We start from the raw sequence: 15,146 nt of genomic DNA, 5'->3' as shown, positions 1-15,146 counted from the left end.
ATGGCAAAGGAAAAACTTCGCAAATCCGAAACCGATTGCTCACGTCTTCCCTTGCCTTCTGATTCATGTACAAATCCTTATTTTGCTTTCAGCTTTTTCTCCAACGCGTCGATGATGGTCTTCAACACTTTCAGCCGCGCGTAATACTTGCTGTTGGCTTCCACAATAATCCAGGGCGCGTAGTCCGTATTGGTGCGGCCCAGCATTTCGTTGACAGCCTCTTCATATTCCGCCCACTTGGCCCGGTTGCGCCAGTCTTCGTCGGTAATCTTCCACAGTTTTTCCGGATTGTTCTCCCGTTCTTTGAACCGGCGGGCCTGTTCGTCCTTATCAATCTGGAGCCAGAATTTCAGGACAACTATGTTGGCGTCCGCCCACTCTTTTTCCGTTTCGTTGATTTCATCGTAAGCCCGGCGCCAGTCCACGTCCGGCGTAATTTTTTCAATGCGTTCTACCATGACCCGCCCGTACCAGGTGCGATCAAACAGGGCAATATGTCCCGGTTCGGGAATGTTGAACCAGAACCGCCACATATAATGGAACAACCTTTCAACCTGATTGGGCGCAGAGTATGGGTGCACGCTGAAGTCCAACGGATCCAACGATTCCGCTACACGTTTGATGGCGCCGCCTTTGCCGCCGGCGTCCCAGCCTTCAAATGCGAGAATCGTGGCTATGCCTTTGTTGAACGCTTCTACCTGCAATTCCCGGAGCCGTTTCTGATATTCGTTCAGCTTCTCCTTATATTCGTCCTTGGAAACATCCTTGCTTAAATCCACTTTGCTGAGAATATCATACTTGCGCTTGCTGTCGCTGACATTCGTGGACAGGCGCTGCGCTTCTTTATATGTGGTAAACGCCTTTACCGCTTTGTTGATGCCATCCACTACTGCATTGAAAATTTCGTATTCCGCCACGTCCACGTCATCCCCGCTGATCAGGTTCCAGGGAGCATTCTCCGTGTCGGTAGCCTTCAGCATCTCGTCATACCGTTTGTAGAACTTGTCATAGTTCCCTTCTTCGGTATAAATTTCATGGACAGGTTTCCAGGCCTTGCCCGTTTCCTTAATGATGGCTTTCTTATTTTTTTCCTGCTGCTTTTCCGAAACATGAACGAAGAATTTCAGCAGGCAATAATGTCCGTCTGTCAGCATCTTTTCAAACGCGTTGATCTGATCAAAAGTAACCCGGGTGGATTTTGCTTCATTCTTTACTTCAATATCATTTTTCAGGTAGTACCAGCTGTGACGGTAAACAAAGATATTCCCCGGAGGCGGAAGTCGTTTCCAAAACGTGGTAAAGAAAGGCTGTTGCCTCTCCTGCTCCGTAATTCTTGTGGAAGTGAAAACCCGGAATCCGCGGGCATCCATATACTGCATCATCTTCCCGACGATTTCGCTGCGGCGGGAATGACGCCAGCCTTCAAAGACCATGATCACCGGCATGCCTGCATCTCTTGCCGCACGCTGTGCTTTACCCAGTTCATAGCCCAGTTTCTCGTCCAACAGCTTTTTCAGGTCTGATTTTTTCAATTTTGCATCGAGATTTACTTTGTTTAACATTAGAAAATATCCCCCTTCCAAGGCATAATACCCCGGGGCTTATCCAGTATGACCTGTAAGCGGATGCCCCGTTTTACGTCCTGTTTATTTAAGCGGGGCTGAACACTTTGGCTCGTTCCCCCCATTTGTAACCCGATTTCATTTTCAGCCAGCTGTAAATTGCTTTGTCCGCTGGTTTGCAACCGTTGTCTGTTTTTTGCAATCTGTTCCGCTTCCTCCCGCGCGGCTTCAACTTCATGATGAGAAAAGGTTCCATCCGGTTTGCGCCACATGCTGTCCTCTTCCCGACAGATTACATCGTGATCCTTCAAAACCACTGATCGTTCTTCCGAATCCGGCACAGTATCACGCGGTTCCGGCATTTGTCTTCCGCGTCCTCTTTCCGGAAACTGCGACTTCTGTCCAAAGACCGAATCCGACGACGGTGCGGTATCCGCTTCCTGCTGGTCTTTGGGAAGATCCGGCAGGTCTGGCGTATCAAAATCCGGAAGCTTCCTGTCCGGGAAAAAAATCCTGGCTTCCCGTTTCAACTGTCTCGCCAGTTCCTCTTCTTCCGAAAGGCGCTGCTCCTCCCGAATGGGAACAGCCGGAATATAATTTCGGTTAAAAAACATGGTAAAGCTCCTGAAACATTACCTGACAACTCTGACAATACGAATACCGTTGCCTAACACTTGCAACAACTCTGCTTCGCATCCTCTCATTACACTTCTTCCGGCGTGTCCGTCCCGGAAATAGCCTTTCGCATCTGGGTATCCGCGTTGATATTGTTCATACGGTAATAATCCATCACGCCCAGATTCCCCTGCCGCAATGCATCCGCCATGGCTTCCGGCACTTTGGCTTCCGCTTCCACGACCTTGGCCTTCATCTCCTGGGTGTAAGCTTTCATCTCCTGTTCCTTGGCAACTGCCATGGCACGACGCTGTTCCGCTTTCGCCTGGGCGATGCGTTTGTCAGCTTCCGCCTGATCGGTCATCAGGGCCGCGCCGATGTTACGTCCCACGTCAACATCCGCAATATCAATGGACAGAATCTCAAAGGCAGTGCCTTCGTCCAGCCCTTTATCCAAAACCGTTTTGGAAATATGTTCCGGTGATTCCAGCACATCGGTGTGCATTTCCGAAGAACCTACCGTGGAAACGATGCCTTCCCCGACGCGGGCGATTACAGTCGCTTCCCCGGCGCCGCCAACCAGTCGTTCAATGTTGGCGCGCACGGTAACCCGCGCTTTAACCCGCAATTCGATACCGTTTTTCGCCACCGCGCCAACGACCGGCGTTTCAATGACTTTCGGGTTAACGCTCATCTGTACCGCTTCCAGCACGTCGCGGCCGGCCAGATCAATGGCGCAGGCCCGTTCAAAGGTAAGGTTAATGGCTGCCCGATGCGCCGCAATCAGGGCATCGATGACCCGGTCCACGTTACCCCCTGCCAGGTAATGGGCTTCCAGCTGATCGGAATTCACATGAAGGCCTGCCTTGTTTGCTTTGATCAGAGGAAGCACGATTTTATCCGGCGGCACCCGGCGCAGCCGCATCCCCACCAGATTGAAAATGCTGATGCTGACACCTGCGGATATGGCCGAAATCCAAAGTCCCACCGGCACAAACTGCAGAAAGATGAACACGCCGATTATAATCAGAAAAAGGCTGGCGCTGCCGCCCACGAATAATTTTGACATAATAATTCCTCCAATTTTTACTATCAGGAAAAGGCTTCGCAAAACCGTACACGTTTGCTATTAATAAACAGGAATTCTTTAGCTATTATTATACTATGATATCAGCCCGGACGCCACAAAAAATGTCATTTTCCACATAGAATTCACGAATTTTTCCAAAAAAATAACAGTGCCTTTCGACACTGTTATTCGTTGTTTACTGTAATAAGTTTTTCACGATTGTATTGATGCGCTTGCCATCGGCCCGGCCCTGTACCCGGGGCATCACCGCTTTCATGACTTTGCCCATTTCTTTCGGACCTGTCGCGCCGACAGAAGCAATTGCTTCTTTAATAATCGCCGTCAATTCTTCATCGCTCATAGCCGCCGGCAGATACGCTTTCAGGATTTCCAGTTCCTTCTCGGTCTGTTCAATCAAATCCTCGCGTTTTCCTTTGATGAATTCAGCCAGGGAATCTTCCCGCATCTTGACCGCTTTCATGATTACGGCTAAAACTTCATTTTCAGTAAGCTCTTCTTTGTTTTTTCCGTTGATTTCCGCATTGCGGATGTCGGACCGAACCATACGGATCACTTCGAGACGAAGCTTGCCCGCTTCTCTGTCCTTCATCGCCTGCTTCATATCAGCCAACAGTTTTTCTTTTGTGGTCATCCGACCCGCCTCCAATTATCTGGATTTACGTTTTCTGGCTGCTTCGGATTTTTTCTTACGCGCAACGCTGGGTTTTTCGTAGTGTTCGCGTTTTCTTACTTCGGAAAGAATGCCAGCCTTCTGGGTCGCACGTTTGAAACGGCGCAGCGCGCTTTCCAGGGACTCGCCCTTGCCAACTTTAACTTCTGCCATCTGATCTCCCTCCCTCCACACACTTAGGGAAGTGTTCCATTTATTTCATTACGCACAGGTGTCATAAAACACCTGCACACAATTTTACCAGTAGATTATATCGCAAATGGCAGAATCTGTCAACAAATCCGCGCCGCAAAATTCCATTCTTTTCACAGTTTTTTATGAAAAACAGAAAAAGAAATCCCACACAAAATTCCGGTGTCTGACCGCCAATCCGACTTACGGCAGCTGAATCATGCCAATGTATTTGATTATGATTCTTTCGGGAAGGGAGGCCAGCCCATAGCTTTCCCGCCGATCAGATGGATGTGCAGGTGCTGTACGGTCTGTCCGCCGTCTTTCCCTGTGTTGATGATCAGGCGGAATCCGTCTTCTTTAATCCCAAGCTTTTCTGCAATCTCCGCAACTTTGCCCAGCATGTAACCAACTAATTCCGGTTCTGCTGCCATCACATTGTCCGCATGGGTTTTGGGTACTAAAAGCACATGCACCGGAGCCGCCGGTTCCAGATCTTTGAATGCGATCATCTTGTCGTCTTCGTACACTTTGTTGGATGGGATTTCGCCTGCCGCGATTTTGCAAAAGATACAGTCACTCATGATAATGCCTCCTTTAAAATACTTCGTTAGGAAAAGAATTCGCAAAACCGTAAACGCTTGCTATTCCATGGATTCATGCGTCTGTGGCATCGAAACCCGAAGTTGCGTTTACTGGGCAATCCGTCTCCCACTTCCTCACTCCGCCCGCTCAGCAAGCTTCGCGTTGCTCGCTCGTCAAACTGGGGCCCTTACGGGTTGCCCAGTAAACGTTCAAACGAAATGCTTCACTATGTTTTGCTCATTTCTTTTTCTTTCCTGCAACTACTTCAAATTATAAAATGATGCCTTTACACTTGTCAATTAAGGCTTCCGTGATTTTGACATCTATCATTTTACCGCATAAGTCCGGTTCGCCTTTAAATTCCACCCGGATGTAGTTTTCCGTTAAACCTTCTACACATCCGGTGGCTTTCTTGTCTGTTATTATCGGTTGTTCCACCAGCACCGCATGATTTGTTCCCACATTTTGTGAAAAATACGCCTGCTGCATTTCTTTGTCCAGCTCTGCCAGTTTTTCCGCCCGGTATTTCTTTACGGCCTCCGGAATCTGGTCCTGCCTTGCTGCCGCCGGTGTGCCTTTTCGTTTGGAGTACGGGAAGATGTGCATCTTGGCAAAGCCGCATTGTTTTACAAAATGGCAGGTTGCGGAAAAGTCGTTTTCCGTTTCGCCGGGAAAACCCACGATAACATCTGTCGTAATCGCAACGCCGGGAACTTCCTTACGGATCTGCTCCAACAGCGTTGCGAATCGCTTCGTATCGTACGGACGGTGCATATCTTTTAAAACCTTATCGCACCCGCTCTGCAGGGGCAAGTGCAGATGAGGACACAGGCGTTTGTCCTCTGCCATCAAATCCAACAGGCGCGGTTCCACTTCCACCGATTCCAGGGAACCCAGACGCAGGCGCTGCAAGTCCGGAACGGAAAGCGCTGCCCGGACCGCATCATATAACGTCGTTCCGTCTTTCATTTCTTTCCCGTAGCAGCCAAGATGAATACCGATCAGGACAATTTCCCTGTATCCCGTTTTCGTCAGGCGCTGCACTTCTTCTTTTATACTTTGCAGGCTCCGGGAACGAATCGGTCCCCGTGCGTAGGGAATGATGCAGTAGGAGCAATACTGGTTGCAGCCTTCCTGAATTTTCAGGTAGGCCCGGGTCTTGTCCGCTTCATTGCCCCCTGACATTTCCTCAAACTGCACACCCTGTTCCCAGGGGCGTACTTCGTCGTCCACTGCAGAAGTGCGTAACTGTACAAATTGTTTTTGTACTATTACCGGCTCATTGGAATCAGCCTCTGCCTTTATTCTATCAGCCTCAGAATCAGAAACCTCTGAAGCTCTTTTCATTGCCTGTTTTCTGTCCAGCGCCGCTTCCACCAGCGTCACGATTTTCGCCCGGTCCTGGGTGCCAATGATCAGGTCTACCCCGTCAATAGCTTTCACTTCCTCCGCGGCAGTCTGGGGATAGCAGCCCGTCACCACGATCAGCGCATCATTCTCTTTGCGGACGGCCCGCCGGATCATCTGCCTTGACTTCTGCTGTCCCGTGTTGGTCACCACACAGGTATTTACCACATACACATCGGCCTCTTCCGTAAAATCGCAAACGGTGTATCCCGCCTGCCGGAACAGTTCCTGCATGCTGGCCGTATCCGCCTGATTTACTTTGCAGCCCAATGTCATAAACGCAATTTTGTTCATTATAATATCTTTCCTGACTCTCAATCCATTTACAATGTTAGAACGTATCGTCGTCGCAATTCATATTGTATCACAACGCAGAAACCGCCGCCAATCGGAAACTCTCTCCATTAGTAAGCTTTTTCCATCAGCAGTCCCACCCAGTCTTTGATGCGGGTCACTTCTTTCACACGCAGTCCAACTTTTTCTGCGGCTTCGGTTACAGCCTGCTGATAATCTTCAATGATACCGCTGGCGAAGAACAGGCCGCCCTCCTTCAGCTTACCGGGAATATCCGGCAGCAGTAGGATAATGATGTCCGCCAAAATATTGGCTACGATCACATCGGCTTTGCCTTCCGTACCGTGAAGCAGGTCGCCCTGTTTTACTTCGATGCGGTCTGCCAGTCCGGCTTTTGCAATATTTTCCATTGCCGTCCGCACTGCAACTCCGTCTATATCCACTGCTTTGATACTTTTTGCGCCTAACCTTGCCGCGGTCATGGCCAAAATGCCGCTGCCTGTTCCCACGTCAAACACAGTGGTGTCGCGATGAACCATTTTTTCCAGGGCTTCCAACACAAGAACCGTCGTCGGATGCGTCCCCGTACCGAAAGCCATACCGGGATCCAGTTCCAGCACGATGTCCTCCGCTTCCGGCTCGTAACTTTCCCATGAGGGTTTCACTACAATATGTTTCCCCACCCGGGTCACATGGAAATACTGCTTCCATTCATCCGACCAGTCCGTTTCACTGACTTTTCGGAACAACGTGGGCCCGATACGAAAGCGTCCAATCCGTTTTTCCACCGCGGTCAGTTCCGCTTCGATTCGCTGCAGCCTTTTCTGCAGTTCTTCATCTTCCGGATAATATGCCGTTACCGTCACCACAGACAAATCCGTCTCTTCCGGCAGCGGGTCGCAAAGTTCAAAAGGCAATGACTTGCGCACCGTTTCATACAGCACCGGGTCCTCTATGGCCACTCCGTTCCGGGCGCCGGCCTCCCGCAAAATTTCCGCCGTTACTTCTTCCGCTTCATGTTTTACTTTTATGCTGACTTCCAGCCACTGTTCCATGTTCCTGTCCCCAAACTATTTCCGCTGTTACTTCTTCCGCTTCATGTTTCACTTTTATACTGACTTCCAGCTACTGTTTTCTATTCATATCCCCAGATTATCCGTTTCATACAAAATCGCCGCAGCAGCCACCAGCCCGGCCGTTTCTGTTCGCAAAATCCGCCGCCCCAGGCTTACCGCAATGCCGCCTGCTTCCTGCGCAGCTTTTACCTCTTCATTGGAAAGCCCGCCTTCCGGCCCGATGATCACGCCAATGCTCTTTGCATTTTTGTGAGCCTGCAGCACTTCCTTCAGACTGATCCGGTTTTCGCTTTCATACGCAATCACCAGCAAATCCCAATTATCTTCCTGCAGAACCTGAGACAACTTCATAACCCCATGCACCGCCGGAATCACATCCCGTTTGCTCTGCTTGGCCGCTGCTTCCGCAATTTTCTGCCAGCGCTCTGTTTTCTTTCCCGCTTTGGAACGGTCCAGCACCACCACCGAATGATCCATGGCAAGCGGGAAAATTTCAACAACGCCAATCTCCACAGCCTTCTGTATAATCAACTCCATCTTCTCGCCTTTGGCCAGACCCTGCAGCAGGGAGATCCGCACATCCGGCTCATGGGTCTCCCGCAGGATTTCTTTTGCCGAAACCGTCACTGTATTCATACTGACAGCCGTAATCTCCCCCACAAAGCTGATGCCGTCATCCGCTACCACCTGCAATTGATCTCCCGTACTCATACGCAGCACATCCATAATATGGTGGGCGTCCCTGCCGGTAATCTGCATTTCCTGTTTATAAGGCTTCGGAATGAAAAAACGATGCATACAAACCTCGCTTAAACTTCGTATGTCTTTTAATCAAATTAAACTACTCAATCTGTTTCTTTTTTTTCAACCATAAACTCCAGGGGACTTTATAGTTCGTTTTACGGTTTTCCTGCACATATTCATAGATCAAGGGCATCATCCTGGCTTTTTCCTCATAGAGAGGTACTTTATAGCTGTTGGATTTCTCGGTGTAAAGGGGATAACTGCTTCCCGCCATCGTCTGACGGATAACAATATCCTTCATCGGCACGCCCGGATTCCTCATCATATCGTAAATCATCATCATGATACCCGTGCGTCCCTTACCTGCATGACAGTGGAAATGCAGCCAGGCCTGACCCGGACCCATTCTGTTTACAAAGGATATAAAACCGTCGATATCTTTCGCCGGGGGCCAGATATGGTCCCGAATCGGAATCCTCAGATATTTAAATCCTTCGCTTTCAACCAGTTCCTTTTCCGTCATAACGCTTTTAACATTGATTTTCATTCGGTCAATCGGCGTATTGCCTTTTCTGGTGTACGCCTGAATTGTTTTCCCAATCATTGCCCCAAAGCGCTTTGCTTCGTCAGCCTCAACCTCCTTAAGCGTCATCCCTTCATTTGCCCAGTTGTGAGACCCGTACCAGGAGAGCGGAATTCCCTCGTTAACAAAAACATGGCTTTCCTGCCGCAAATCAATAACATATATGTCCTTGCCCTTGGCGCATTCCCGCAAGACAGAAGCAAGTCTCCGGAACTGCGGCCCCGAAAATTGCGCGCTGCCCGAAATACACAGTGTATCCAGCCCTTCTGTGGAAGGTTTAAAATCCGGATCAAATCTGTACTTGAGGTTCACTTTCTTAAATTGATACCGGTGATCCGCCAGCAGTCTCACATTGGCCAGTTTGCCATTCCAGCCGTTCAGTTTGTCCCTGTCTATCCTGACAAACGGTACTGCGGCTTCACCACAAGCTGTACATGCTACAGAAAACAGAAACGACACAAACAGGCACAGGATAACTGAACGAAGCAAAAAGACTCTCTTATTATGCAGCATACCGCCCCAATTTACGGTCATGGTGTCATGTTTTTCTTTCGTCCCGGCACTGAGCAGCACCCGCTTTTTGTCTAACTGCGCAAAAATATCTGTTATAAACTGTGCCATAATATCCCCTTCGTTATTAAGGAAACACTGATCAATTCGTCTGCACGCCGACCGGTGCTTTTTGTGACTGACTACGTCAATGTCCCTCAACGCAGCTACGCGCCTTCGGGCCATTTCCTTGTCAGTCGCAAAAAGCCCTCAGTCATCGCATAAACTCGTTTAATCAGCGTCTCCTTAAAATATAAATGACGACAGGTTTAAAAATAATGCTTAGCTTAGCCTATATTATATTTTATCACAAAATACGGTGCTTTGCACTGAACACAAAAAAGTACGGCCTGCATTCTCTGCAAGCCGCACTAAAAGCCTTCTCTCTTTTTAACTTTTCCGCAGTTTCCTTACTTACAAAAATCCGTGATTATATTCAGTTCCCTTACCTAATCAAACCGTTGCTCTCTTACTTAAACAAATCCTTGATCTTGTTCAGGAAGCTCTTCTCTTCCGGATTAATATTATCCTTGGCCACATCGGCAAAATTACGCAGCACCGCTTTTTGCCGTTCCGTCAGCTTCGTAGGCACCACAACTTTGATGCGCACCAGCTGGTCGCCCCGGCCGGTTCCCCGCAAATGCGGAATCCCTTTGCCACGCAGGCGCATCACCCGGCCCGGCTGCGTTCCTTCCGGAACTTTCATGACAACCTTGCCGTCCAAAGTAGGCACTTCTACCTCGGCGCCCAGAGATGCCTGCACAATGTTGATAGGCACTTCGCAGTACACATCGTTTCCGTCCCGTTCAAAGAACTTGTGAGGTTTCACGAACAGGTACACGTACAAATCGCCGTTCGGTCCTCCCTTGGGACCGGCAGCGCCTTCGTTGGCCACACGTAAACGGGAACCGTCGGCCACGCCGGCCGGAACTTTCACCTTCAGGTTCTTCTGTTTTTTGACCGTTCCTGTACCGCGGCATTCATGACAGGGGTCGGAAATGATCTTGCCTTCTCCATGGCATTTCGGGCAGGGCCGTACCGTCTGCATCTGCCCCAGCACGGTGTTCTGTACCACACGGATCTGACCGGTACCGTGGCAGTCCGGACAGGTTTCCACCTTGGAGCCGGGTTCCGCGCAGTTGCCATGGCAATGCTCGCAGGTCTCATCCCGGTACAGGGAAATTTCTTTCTCTACACCAAAGGCGGCTTCCTCAAAGGTCAGGTTCAGGTCAAAGCGCAGATCACTGCCCCGCTGGGGACCTTTATCAGCCTGGCTGCCCCGGCGTCCGCCGGCGCCGCCGAAGAACATATCGAAAATGTCCTCCATGCCATTGCCGAAGCCGCCGGCGCCAAAACCGCCAAACCCTTCAAATCCGCCAAAGCCGCCGGCGCCACCCGAGCCGCCGTTTTCAAAGGCCGCCATGCCGAACTGGTCATACTGGGCACGCTTCTGATCATCCGAAAGGACACTGTACGCTTCGCTGCATTCCTTGAACTTTTCAGCGGCTTCCGGATTATCCTTGTTCAAATCAGGATGGTACTTGCGTGCCAGCTTACGATATGCTTTTTTGATATCATCGGCGCTGGCGTCTTTGGAGACGCCAAGCACCTCATAAAAATCTCTTTTTTCAGCCATTGTTTCATCCCATCCCGCTGATTTTATTTCTTATCGTCAACAACTTCCGCGTCAACCACATCGTCGTCCGGCTTTTTGCTTTCGCCTGCGTCCTGCGCACCGGCTGCACCGGCAGCCCCTGCATCGCCCTTGTTGGCTTCCGCCTGCTTGTACAGTTCGGCAGACAGTTCATACAACGGTTTGGTCAGCGCTTCGGTGGAAGCTTTGATCTTGTCGTTGTCGTTCCCCTTCAGATCGGCCTTCAGGGTTTCCATCGCGGATTTAACTTTGGCGATCAGGTCGTCCTTGCCCTTGCCTTCCATATCTTTGATGGTCTTTTCCGCCTGGTAGATCAGGGAGTCGGCCTGGTTGCGGACCTCTACGCCTTCCTTGCGTTTCTTGTCCGCTTCCGCGTTGGCTTCCGCTTCTTTCACCATGCGGTCTACTTCGTCTTTGCTCAGGGTGCCGGAAGAAGTAATGGTGATCTTCTGTTCCTTGCCGGTGCCCAGATCCTTGGCGCTTACGTTTACGATACCGTTGGCATCGATATCGAACGCAACTTCAATCTTCGGAACTCCGCGGGGAGCTGCCGGGATGCCGCCCAGTTCGAAACGGCCCAGGGTCTTGTTGTCTGCCGCCATATCGCGTTCGCCCTGCAGCACATGGATATCAACGGAAGGCTGATTATCCGTAGCTGTAGAGAATACCTGCTTCCGGGAAGTCGGAATGGTGGTGTTGCGGTCGATGATGCGGGTGAATACACCGCCCAGGGTTTCAATGCCCAGAGACAGCGGCGTTACATCCAGCAGCAGTACGTCTTTTACTTCGCCTGCCAGTACGCCGGCCTGAATGGCAGCGCCGATGGCAACGCATTCGTCCGGGTTAACGTTGCGGGTAGGCTCTTTGCCCATCACCCGTTTGATGGCTTCCTGTACCGCCGGGATACGGGAAGAACCGCCAACCAGGATTACTTTGTTGATATCGCTGGCGGACAGGCCTGCATCGCTCAGTGCCCGTTTGGTGGGTCCAATGGTCCGTTCTACCAGATCCGCCGTCATTTCTTCGAATTTGGCGCGGGTCAGGTTCATGTCCAGATGTTTCGGGCCGTCAGCACCAGCCGTGATGAACGGCAGGTTGATGTTGGTGGTCACCATGCTGGACAGTTCGATCTTGGCCTTTTCCGCTGCTTCACGCAGACGCTGCATGGCCATCTTGTCGTTGGACAGGTCGATGCCGCTTTCTTTCTTGAATTCCGCAACCATCCAGTTCATGATGCGGTCATCGAAATCGTCGCCGCCCAGATGGGTATCGCCGTTGGTGGCTTTTACTTCGAATACGCCGTCGCCCAGTTCCAGGATGCTGACATCGAAGGTGCCGCCGCCCAGGTCATATACCAGGATGGTATGATCGTCGGTCTTGTCGATACCGTAAGCCAGGGAAGCCGCCGTCGGTTCGTTGATGATACGCAGTACTTCCAGACCCGCGATCTTGCCTGCATCTTTGGTAGCCTGACGCTGGGAATCGGAGAAGTAAGCCGGAACGGTGATGACCGCCTGGGTTACGGTTTCTCCCAGATATTTTTCCGCGTCCGCTTTCAGCTTCTGCAGGATCATGGCGGAGATTTCTTCCGGGGAGAATTTCTTGTCGCCGATCTCCACACGGTAACCGGCTTCGCCCATGTGCCGTTTAATGGAGCTTACAGTACGGGCCGGATTGGAAATCGCCTGACGTTTTGCCATCTGGCCAACCAGACGCTGGTCGTCTTTCGTGAAACCGACTACAGAAGGAGTCAGGCGGCTGCCTTCCGGGTTCGTGATAACGGTGGGTTCGCCACCTTCCATTACTGCAACAACAGAGTTCGTAGTACCTAAGTCAATACCAATTACTTTAGACATGATGTATTCCTCCTTAAATTTTAAACTGAATTCATAAACACTTTATAAATCTTTGAACCTTTCGGTTCATAACTTAAACATTTTTACGTTGCCGGCGCCTGCTTTTTTGTCAGCACCGACATTCGGTTTTGTTAAACTTTTACTCGTTGCTGATGACGCGCACCTTGCTGTGACGCACCACTTTGTCGTGGAGCTGGTAACCTTTTTCAAAAACCATGTCAATGGTCTCGTCTTCCATCTCCGGGTTCTGCCCCCGCATCACCGCTTCGTGGAAATTGGGGTTAAACTTTTCGCCCTGGGCGGGAATCTCCTTTACACCCAAGTCTTCCAAAGTTTTTACGAACTGCTTCTGGATGCCGGCCATGCCATCCACCACGCTCTGTACGTCTGTCGCGTTTTCCGCCGCGGCTTCTGCCCGTTCAAAGTTATCCAGAATCTGTAAAAACTTGTTGACCACACTGATGGTCACATACGTAGCCAGCTCTTCCCGCTCCGCTGTGTTGCGGCGGCGGAAATTATCGAAATCCGCCTGGAGGCGCAGCAGCCGGTTTTTGGTTTCCGTCGCTTCTTCCTCTTTTGTTTTCAGCAGAGCCGCCGTGGCTGTCAGTTTAGCCTGTACATCTTCCAGCGTTTCTTCCGCTGCTTCCTCCGGCTTTGCTTCCTCCGGCTTTGCTTCCTCTGCAGCATTTCCGGCCATCCCTTCCCCGTTTCCGGATTCCGGGGCCGCCGCCTCTTCCGGCGCGCTTCCGGTTACGGTTTCCTCTTCGGTATGCGCATTTGCGTTCTGATTCGGATCAACCTCTTCCCGGATTTCTTCTTCACTCTTCCTCTTAAACAACACGGTTCCTCCTTTTGGATTTCTTGTCTGTCAATCTATATAAAATGATAATTTTCTTATTAAACGTTCTCCCACAATCCGTCCGCGCTTCCTGATTTATTTTTACAAATTCTCCGGAAGCAGGTGCAGTTGGGAAATCACTTCGGGTCTTTCAATATGGTTTCCAGATACTTGTGCAGATAATTCATCACCGCGATGACCTTGCGGTATTCCATCCGGGTAGGCCCCAGCACCGCCATAGTCCCTACGATTTGTCCGTTCAGCCGGTAGGTAGCCTGCACCATGCTGCAGTCCTTGATGCCGGTGAACTTGTTCTCGCTGCCGATGGTCACCTTCAGACCGGAATCATCCCCGGCGTTCAGAATATCCTTCACCACTTTTTCCTCTTCCAGGATACCCAACAGGTTTTTCACCCTGCCCACATCCTGGAATTCCGGCTGGTTCAGCAGCTGCTTGGCGCCGCCAAGGAACACTTTCTGCTCACTGTTCTTCGCGGCGATGTTGCTGATGGCTTTCTTCAGGGAAGCCAGCATCACTTCATCCTCAGATACGGCGGAGTACACTTCCTGCAACAGGTCGCCGGTAATTTCCGTGAGCCTTCTGCCTTCCAGCAGATTGCTCATCTTGCCGGACAGGTAATCCATTTCGGCGCTGCTCATCCCTGCCGGGATATCGATCAATCCGTTGTCCATGGCCCCGTCATCTGTGACGATGCACATGATCGCCTGGGTATCGCTCAGGGGTAAAAACTTCAGGTACTTGAACCGGGCCGTAGATTTTTTATTGGCCAGCACCAGCGAAACATTCTGGGTCATGCGGGACAAAATCTTGGCAGTGGATTTAAAAATGTCATCCATGTTACGGATGCGTTCTTTATACCAGCTGTTGATCAGCGCCCTGTCATTTTCCGTCAGCACGCCGGGTTCTTCCTTCATGGAATCCACCATGGAATCCACATACAGACGGTACGCCTGCGCAGAAGGAACACGTCCTGCCGAGGTATGAGGCTGCTCAAGGTAACCTAACAGTTCCAGATCGCTCATCTCGTTACGGATGGTGGCCGGACTCAATCCCAGATTATGTTTGCGGGCAATGGTTCGCGAACCCACCGGTTCCGCAGTTTCAATGTAGTCTTCGATGATGATCTGCAGGATTTTCCGTTTACGGTCGTTTAACATAATCCCACCTCATCTTTGTTCAGGAGGCTTTTGCTGCAGGCCTCCTTCGTGGTTCTGTTTTTTGTTAGCACTCACGTACGCAGAGTGCTAACATCTTTCACAATGTAAGAATAGCACCCTTTGCCAACAATGTCAATAGTCAAAAAGTAAAATTTTTATTTTTTCCGCACAATTCACACAAACTTCAAAATTAAAAAGAGCCGTTACACTCTTTTCAGTGAACGACTCCCGTTGGTTATGAAGTAAGAAAACACGAATCAATTCAAATATGCTG

Annotated in this window: 14 protein-coding genes; all 14 read right to left on the bottom strand. The window is 50.5% G+C overall.

Translation table 11 applies throughout. The annotated features are described in order from the left end of the window. Window positions 1-77 precede the first annotated feature (77 nt). Window positions 78-1,562 (bottom strand): phosphate--AMP phosphotransferase, encoded by a 1,485-nt coding sequence (locus QZV31_RS04245; protein ID WP_295358454.1) that lies wholly within the window; start codon window positions 1,560-1,562, stop codon window positions 78-80. Further along, on the bottom strand, window positions 1,562-2,176 hold the full coding sequence (locus tag QZV31_RS04240) for a hypothetical protein (protein WP_295358452.1): 615 nt from the start codon (window positions 2,174-2,176) through the stop codon (window positions 1,562-1,564). Before QZV31_RS04240 ends, QZV31_RS04245 begins: the two co-directional genes overlap by 1 nt. 89 nt (window positions 2,177-2,265) lie before the next feature. Further along, on the bottom strand, window positions 2,266-3,246 hold the full coding sequence (floA, locus tag QZV31_RS04235; RefSeq protein ID WP_295358450.1) for a flotillin-like protein FloA: 981 nt from the start codon (window positions 3,244-3,246) through the stop codon (window positions 2,266-2,268). A 196-nt stretch (window positions 3,247-3,442) separates the two neighbouring features. Further along, on the bottom strand, window positions 3,443-3,898 hold the full coding sequence (locus tag QZV31_RS04230) for a GatB/YqeY domain-containing protein (protein WP_295358449.1): 456 nt from the start codon (window positions 3,896-3,898) through the stop codon (window positions 3,443-3,445). Window positions 3,899-3,913: 15 nt separating this feature from the next. After that, complete coding sequence (gene rpsU, locus QZV31_RS04225; RefSeq protein ID WP_093730635.1) at window positions 3,914-4,090, bottom strand: 30S ribosomal protein S21; 177 nt, start codon at window positions 4,088-4,090, stop codon at window positions 3,914-3,916. Between the two features lie 254 nt (window positions 4,091-4,344). After that, entirely contained in the window at window positions 4,345-4,692 is a 348-nt protein-coding gene (locus QZV31_RS04220) for a histidine triad nucleotide-binding protein (protein ID WP_295358447.1), read from the bottom strand. A gap of 271 nt (window positions 4,693-4,963) precedes the next feature. Then, the gene (gene mtaB, locus QZV31_RS04215; protein WP_295358445.1) at window positions 4,964-6,394 is read right to left on the bottom strand and encodes a tRNA (N(6)-L-threonylcarbamoyladenosine(37)-C(2))-methylthiotransferase MtaB; all 1,431 of its coding nucleotides are present in this window, start codon (window positions 6,392-6,394) and stop codon (window positions 4,964-4,966) included. Between the two features lie 110 nt (window positions 6,395-6,504). Next, window positions 6,505-7,449, bottom strand: a complete 945-nt coding sequence (gene prmA, locus QZV31_RS04210) for a 50S ribosomal protein L11 methyltransferase (protein ID WP_295358443.1) — start codon at window positions 7,447-7,449, stop codon at window positions 6,505-6,507. An 84-nt stretch (window positions 7,450-7,533) separates the two neighbouring features. Further along, window positions 7,534-8,268, bottom strand: coding sequence for a 16S rRNA (uracil(1498)-N(3))-methyltransferase (locus tag QZV31_RS04205; protein WP_295358441.1), 735 nt, complete (start codon window positions 8,266-8,268; stop codon window positions 7,534-7,536). A 43-nt stretch (window positions 8,269-8,311) separates the two neighbouring features. Further along, on the bottom strand, window positions 8,312-9,418 hold the full coding sequence (locus tag QZV31_RS04200; RefSeq protein ID WP_295358439.1) for a hypothetical protein: 1,107 nt from the start codon (window positions 9,416-9,418) through the stop codon (window positions 8,312-8,314). A 397-nt stretch (window positions 9,419-9,815) separates the two neighbouring features. Then, window positions 9,816-10,982 carry a molecular chaperone DnaJ gene (dnaJ, locus tag QZV31_RS04195; RefSeq protein ID WP_295358437.1) on the bottom strand — a complete coding sequence of 389 codons (1,167 nt, stop codon included), beginning with the start codon at window positions 10,980-10,982 and terminating at the stop codon, window positions 9,816-9,818. 23 nt (window positions 10,983-11,005) lie between these two features. Next, window positions 11,006-12,856: a molecular chaperone DnaK gene (gene dnaK, locus QZV31_RS04190; RefSeq protein ID WP_295358435.1), complete on the bottom strand. Its 1,851-nt coding sequence runs from the start codon at window positions 12,854-12,856 to the stop codon at window positions 11,006-11,008. A gap of 139 nt (window positions 12,857-12,995) precedes the next feature. Further along, window positions 12,996-13,694 carry a nucleotide exchange factor GrpE gene (locus QZV31_RS04185; RefSeq protein ID WP_295358433.1) on the bottom strand — a complete coding sequence of 233 codons (699 nt, stop codon included), beginning with the start codon at window positions 13,692-13,694 and terminating at the stop codon, window positions 12,996-12,998. Between the two features lie 137 nt (window positions 13,695-13,831). Then, entirely contained in the window at window positions 13,832-14,872 is a 1,041-nt protein-coding gene (hrcA, locus tag QZV31_RS04180) for a heat-inducible transcriptional repressor HrcA (protein WP_093730642.1), read from the bottom strand. Window positions 14,873-15,146: the final 274 nt, after the last annotated feature.

The organism is uncultured Succiniclasticum sp. (assembly GCF_902793885.1).
GTDB lineage: Bacteria > Bacillota > Negativicutes > Acidaminococcales > Acidaminococcaceae > Succiniclasticum.
This window is presented reverse-complemented; position numbering and strand designations above follow the sequence as displayed.

Excerpts from the sequence above, each read along its gene's own strand:
- QZV31_RS04245 (WP_295358454.1), bottom strand. The coding sequence starts at position 1,562 with ATGTTAAACAAAGTAAATCTCGATGCAAAATTGAAAAAATCAGACCTG.
- QZV31_RS04240 (WP_295358452.1), bottom strand. The coding sequence starts at position 2,176 with ATGTTTTTTAACCGAAATTATATTCCGGCTGTTCCCATTCGGGAGGAG.
- floA (WP_295358450.1), bottom strand. The coding sequence starts at position 3,246 with ATGTCAAAATTATTCGTGGGCGGCAGCGCCAGCCTTTTTCTGATTATA.
- QZV31_RS04230 (WP_295358449.1), bottom strand. The coding sequence starts at position 3,898 with ATGACCACAAAAGAAAAACTGTTGGCTGATATGAAGCAGGCGATGAAG.
- rpsU (WP_093730635.1), bottom strand. The coding sequence starts at position 4,090 with ATGGCAGAAGTTAAAGTTGGCAAGGGCGAGTCCCTGGAAAGCGCGCTG.
- QZV31_RS04220 (WP_295358447.1), bottom strand. The coding sequence starts at position 4,692 with ATGAGTGACTGTATCTTTTGCAAAATCGCGGCAGGCGAAATCCCATCC.
- mtaB (WP_295358445.1), bottom strand. The coding sequence starts at position 6,394 with ATGAACAAAATTGCGTTTATGACATTGGGCTGCAAAGTAAATCAGGCG.
- prmA (WP_295358443.1), bottom strand. The coding sequence starts at position 7,449 with ATGGAACAGTGGCTGGAAGTCAGCATAAAAGTAAAACATGAAGCGGAA.
- QZV31_RS04205 (WP_295358441.1), bottom strand. The coding sequence starts at position 8,268 with ATGCATCGTTTTTTCATTCCGAAGCCTTATAAACAGGAAATGCAGATT.
- QZV31_RS04200 (WP_295358439.1), bottom strand. The coding sequence starts at position 9,418 with ATGGCACAGTTTATAACAGATATTTTTGCGCAGTTAGACAAAAAGCGG.
- dnaJ (WP_295358437.1), bottom strand. The coding sequence starts at position 10,982 with ATGGCTGAAAAAAGAGATTTTTATGAGGTGCTTGGCGTCTCCAAAGAC.
- dnaK (WP_295358435.1), bottom strand. The coding sequence starts at position 12,856 with ATGTCTAAAGTAATTGGTATTGACTTAGGTACTACGAACTCTGTTGTT.
- hrcA (WP_093730642.1), bottom strand. The coding sequence starts at position 14,872 with ATGTTAAACGACCGTAAACGGAAAATCCTGCAGATCATCATCGAAGAC.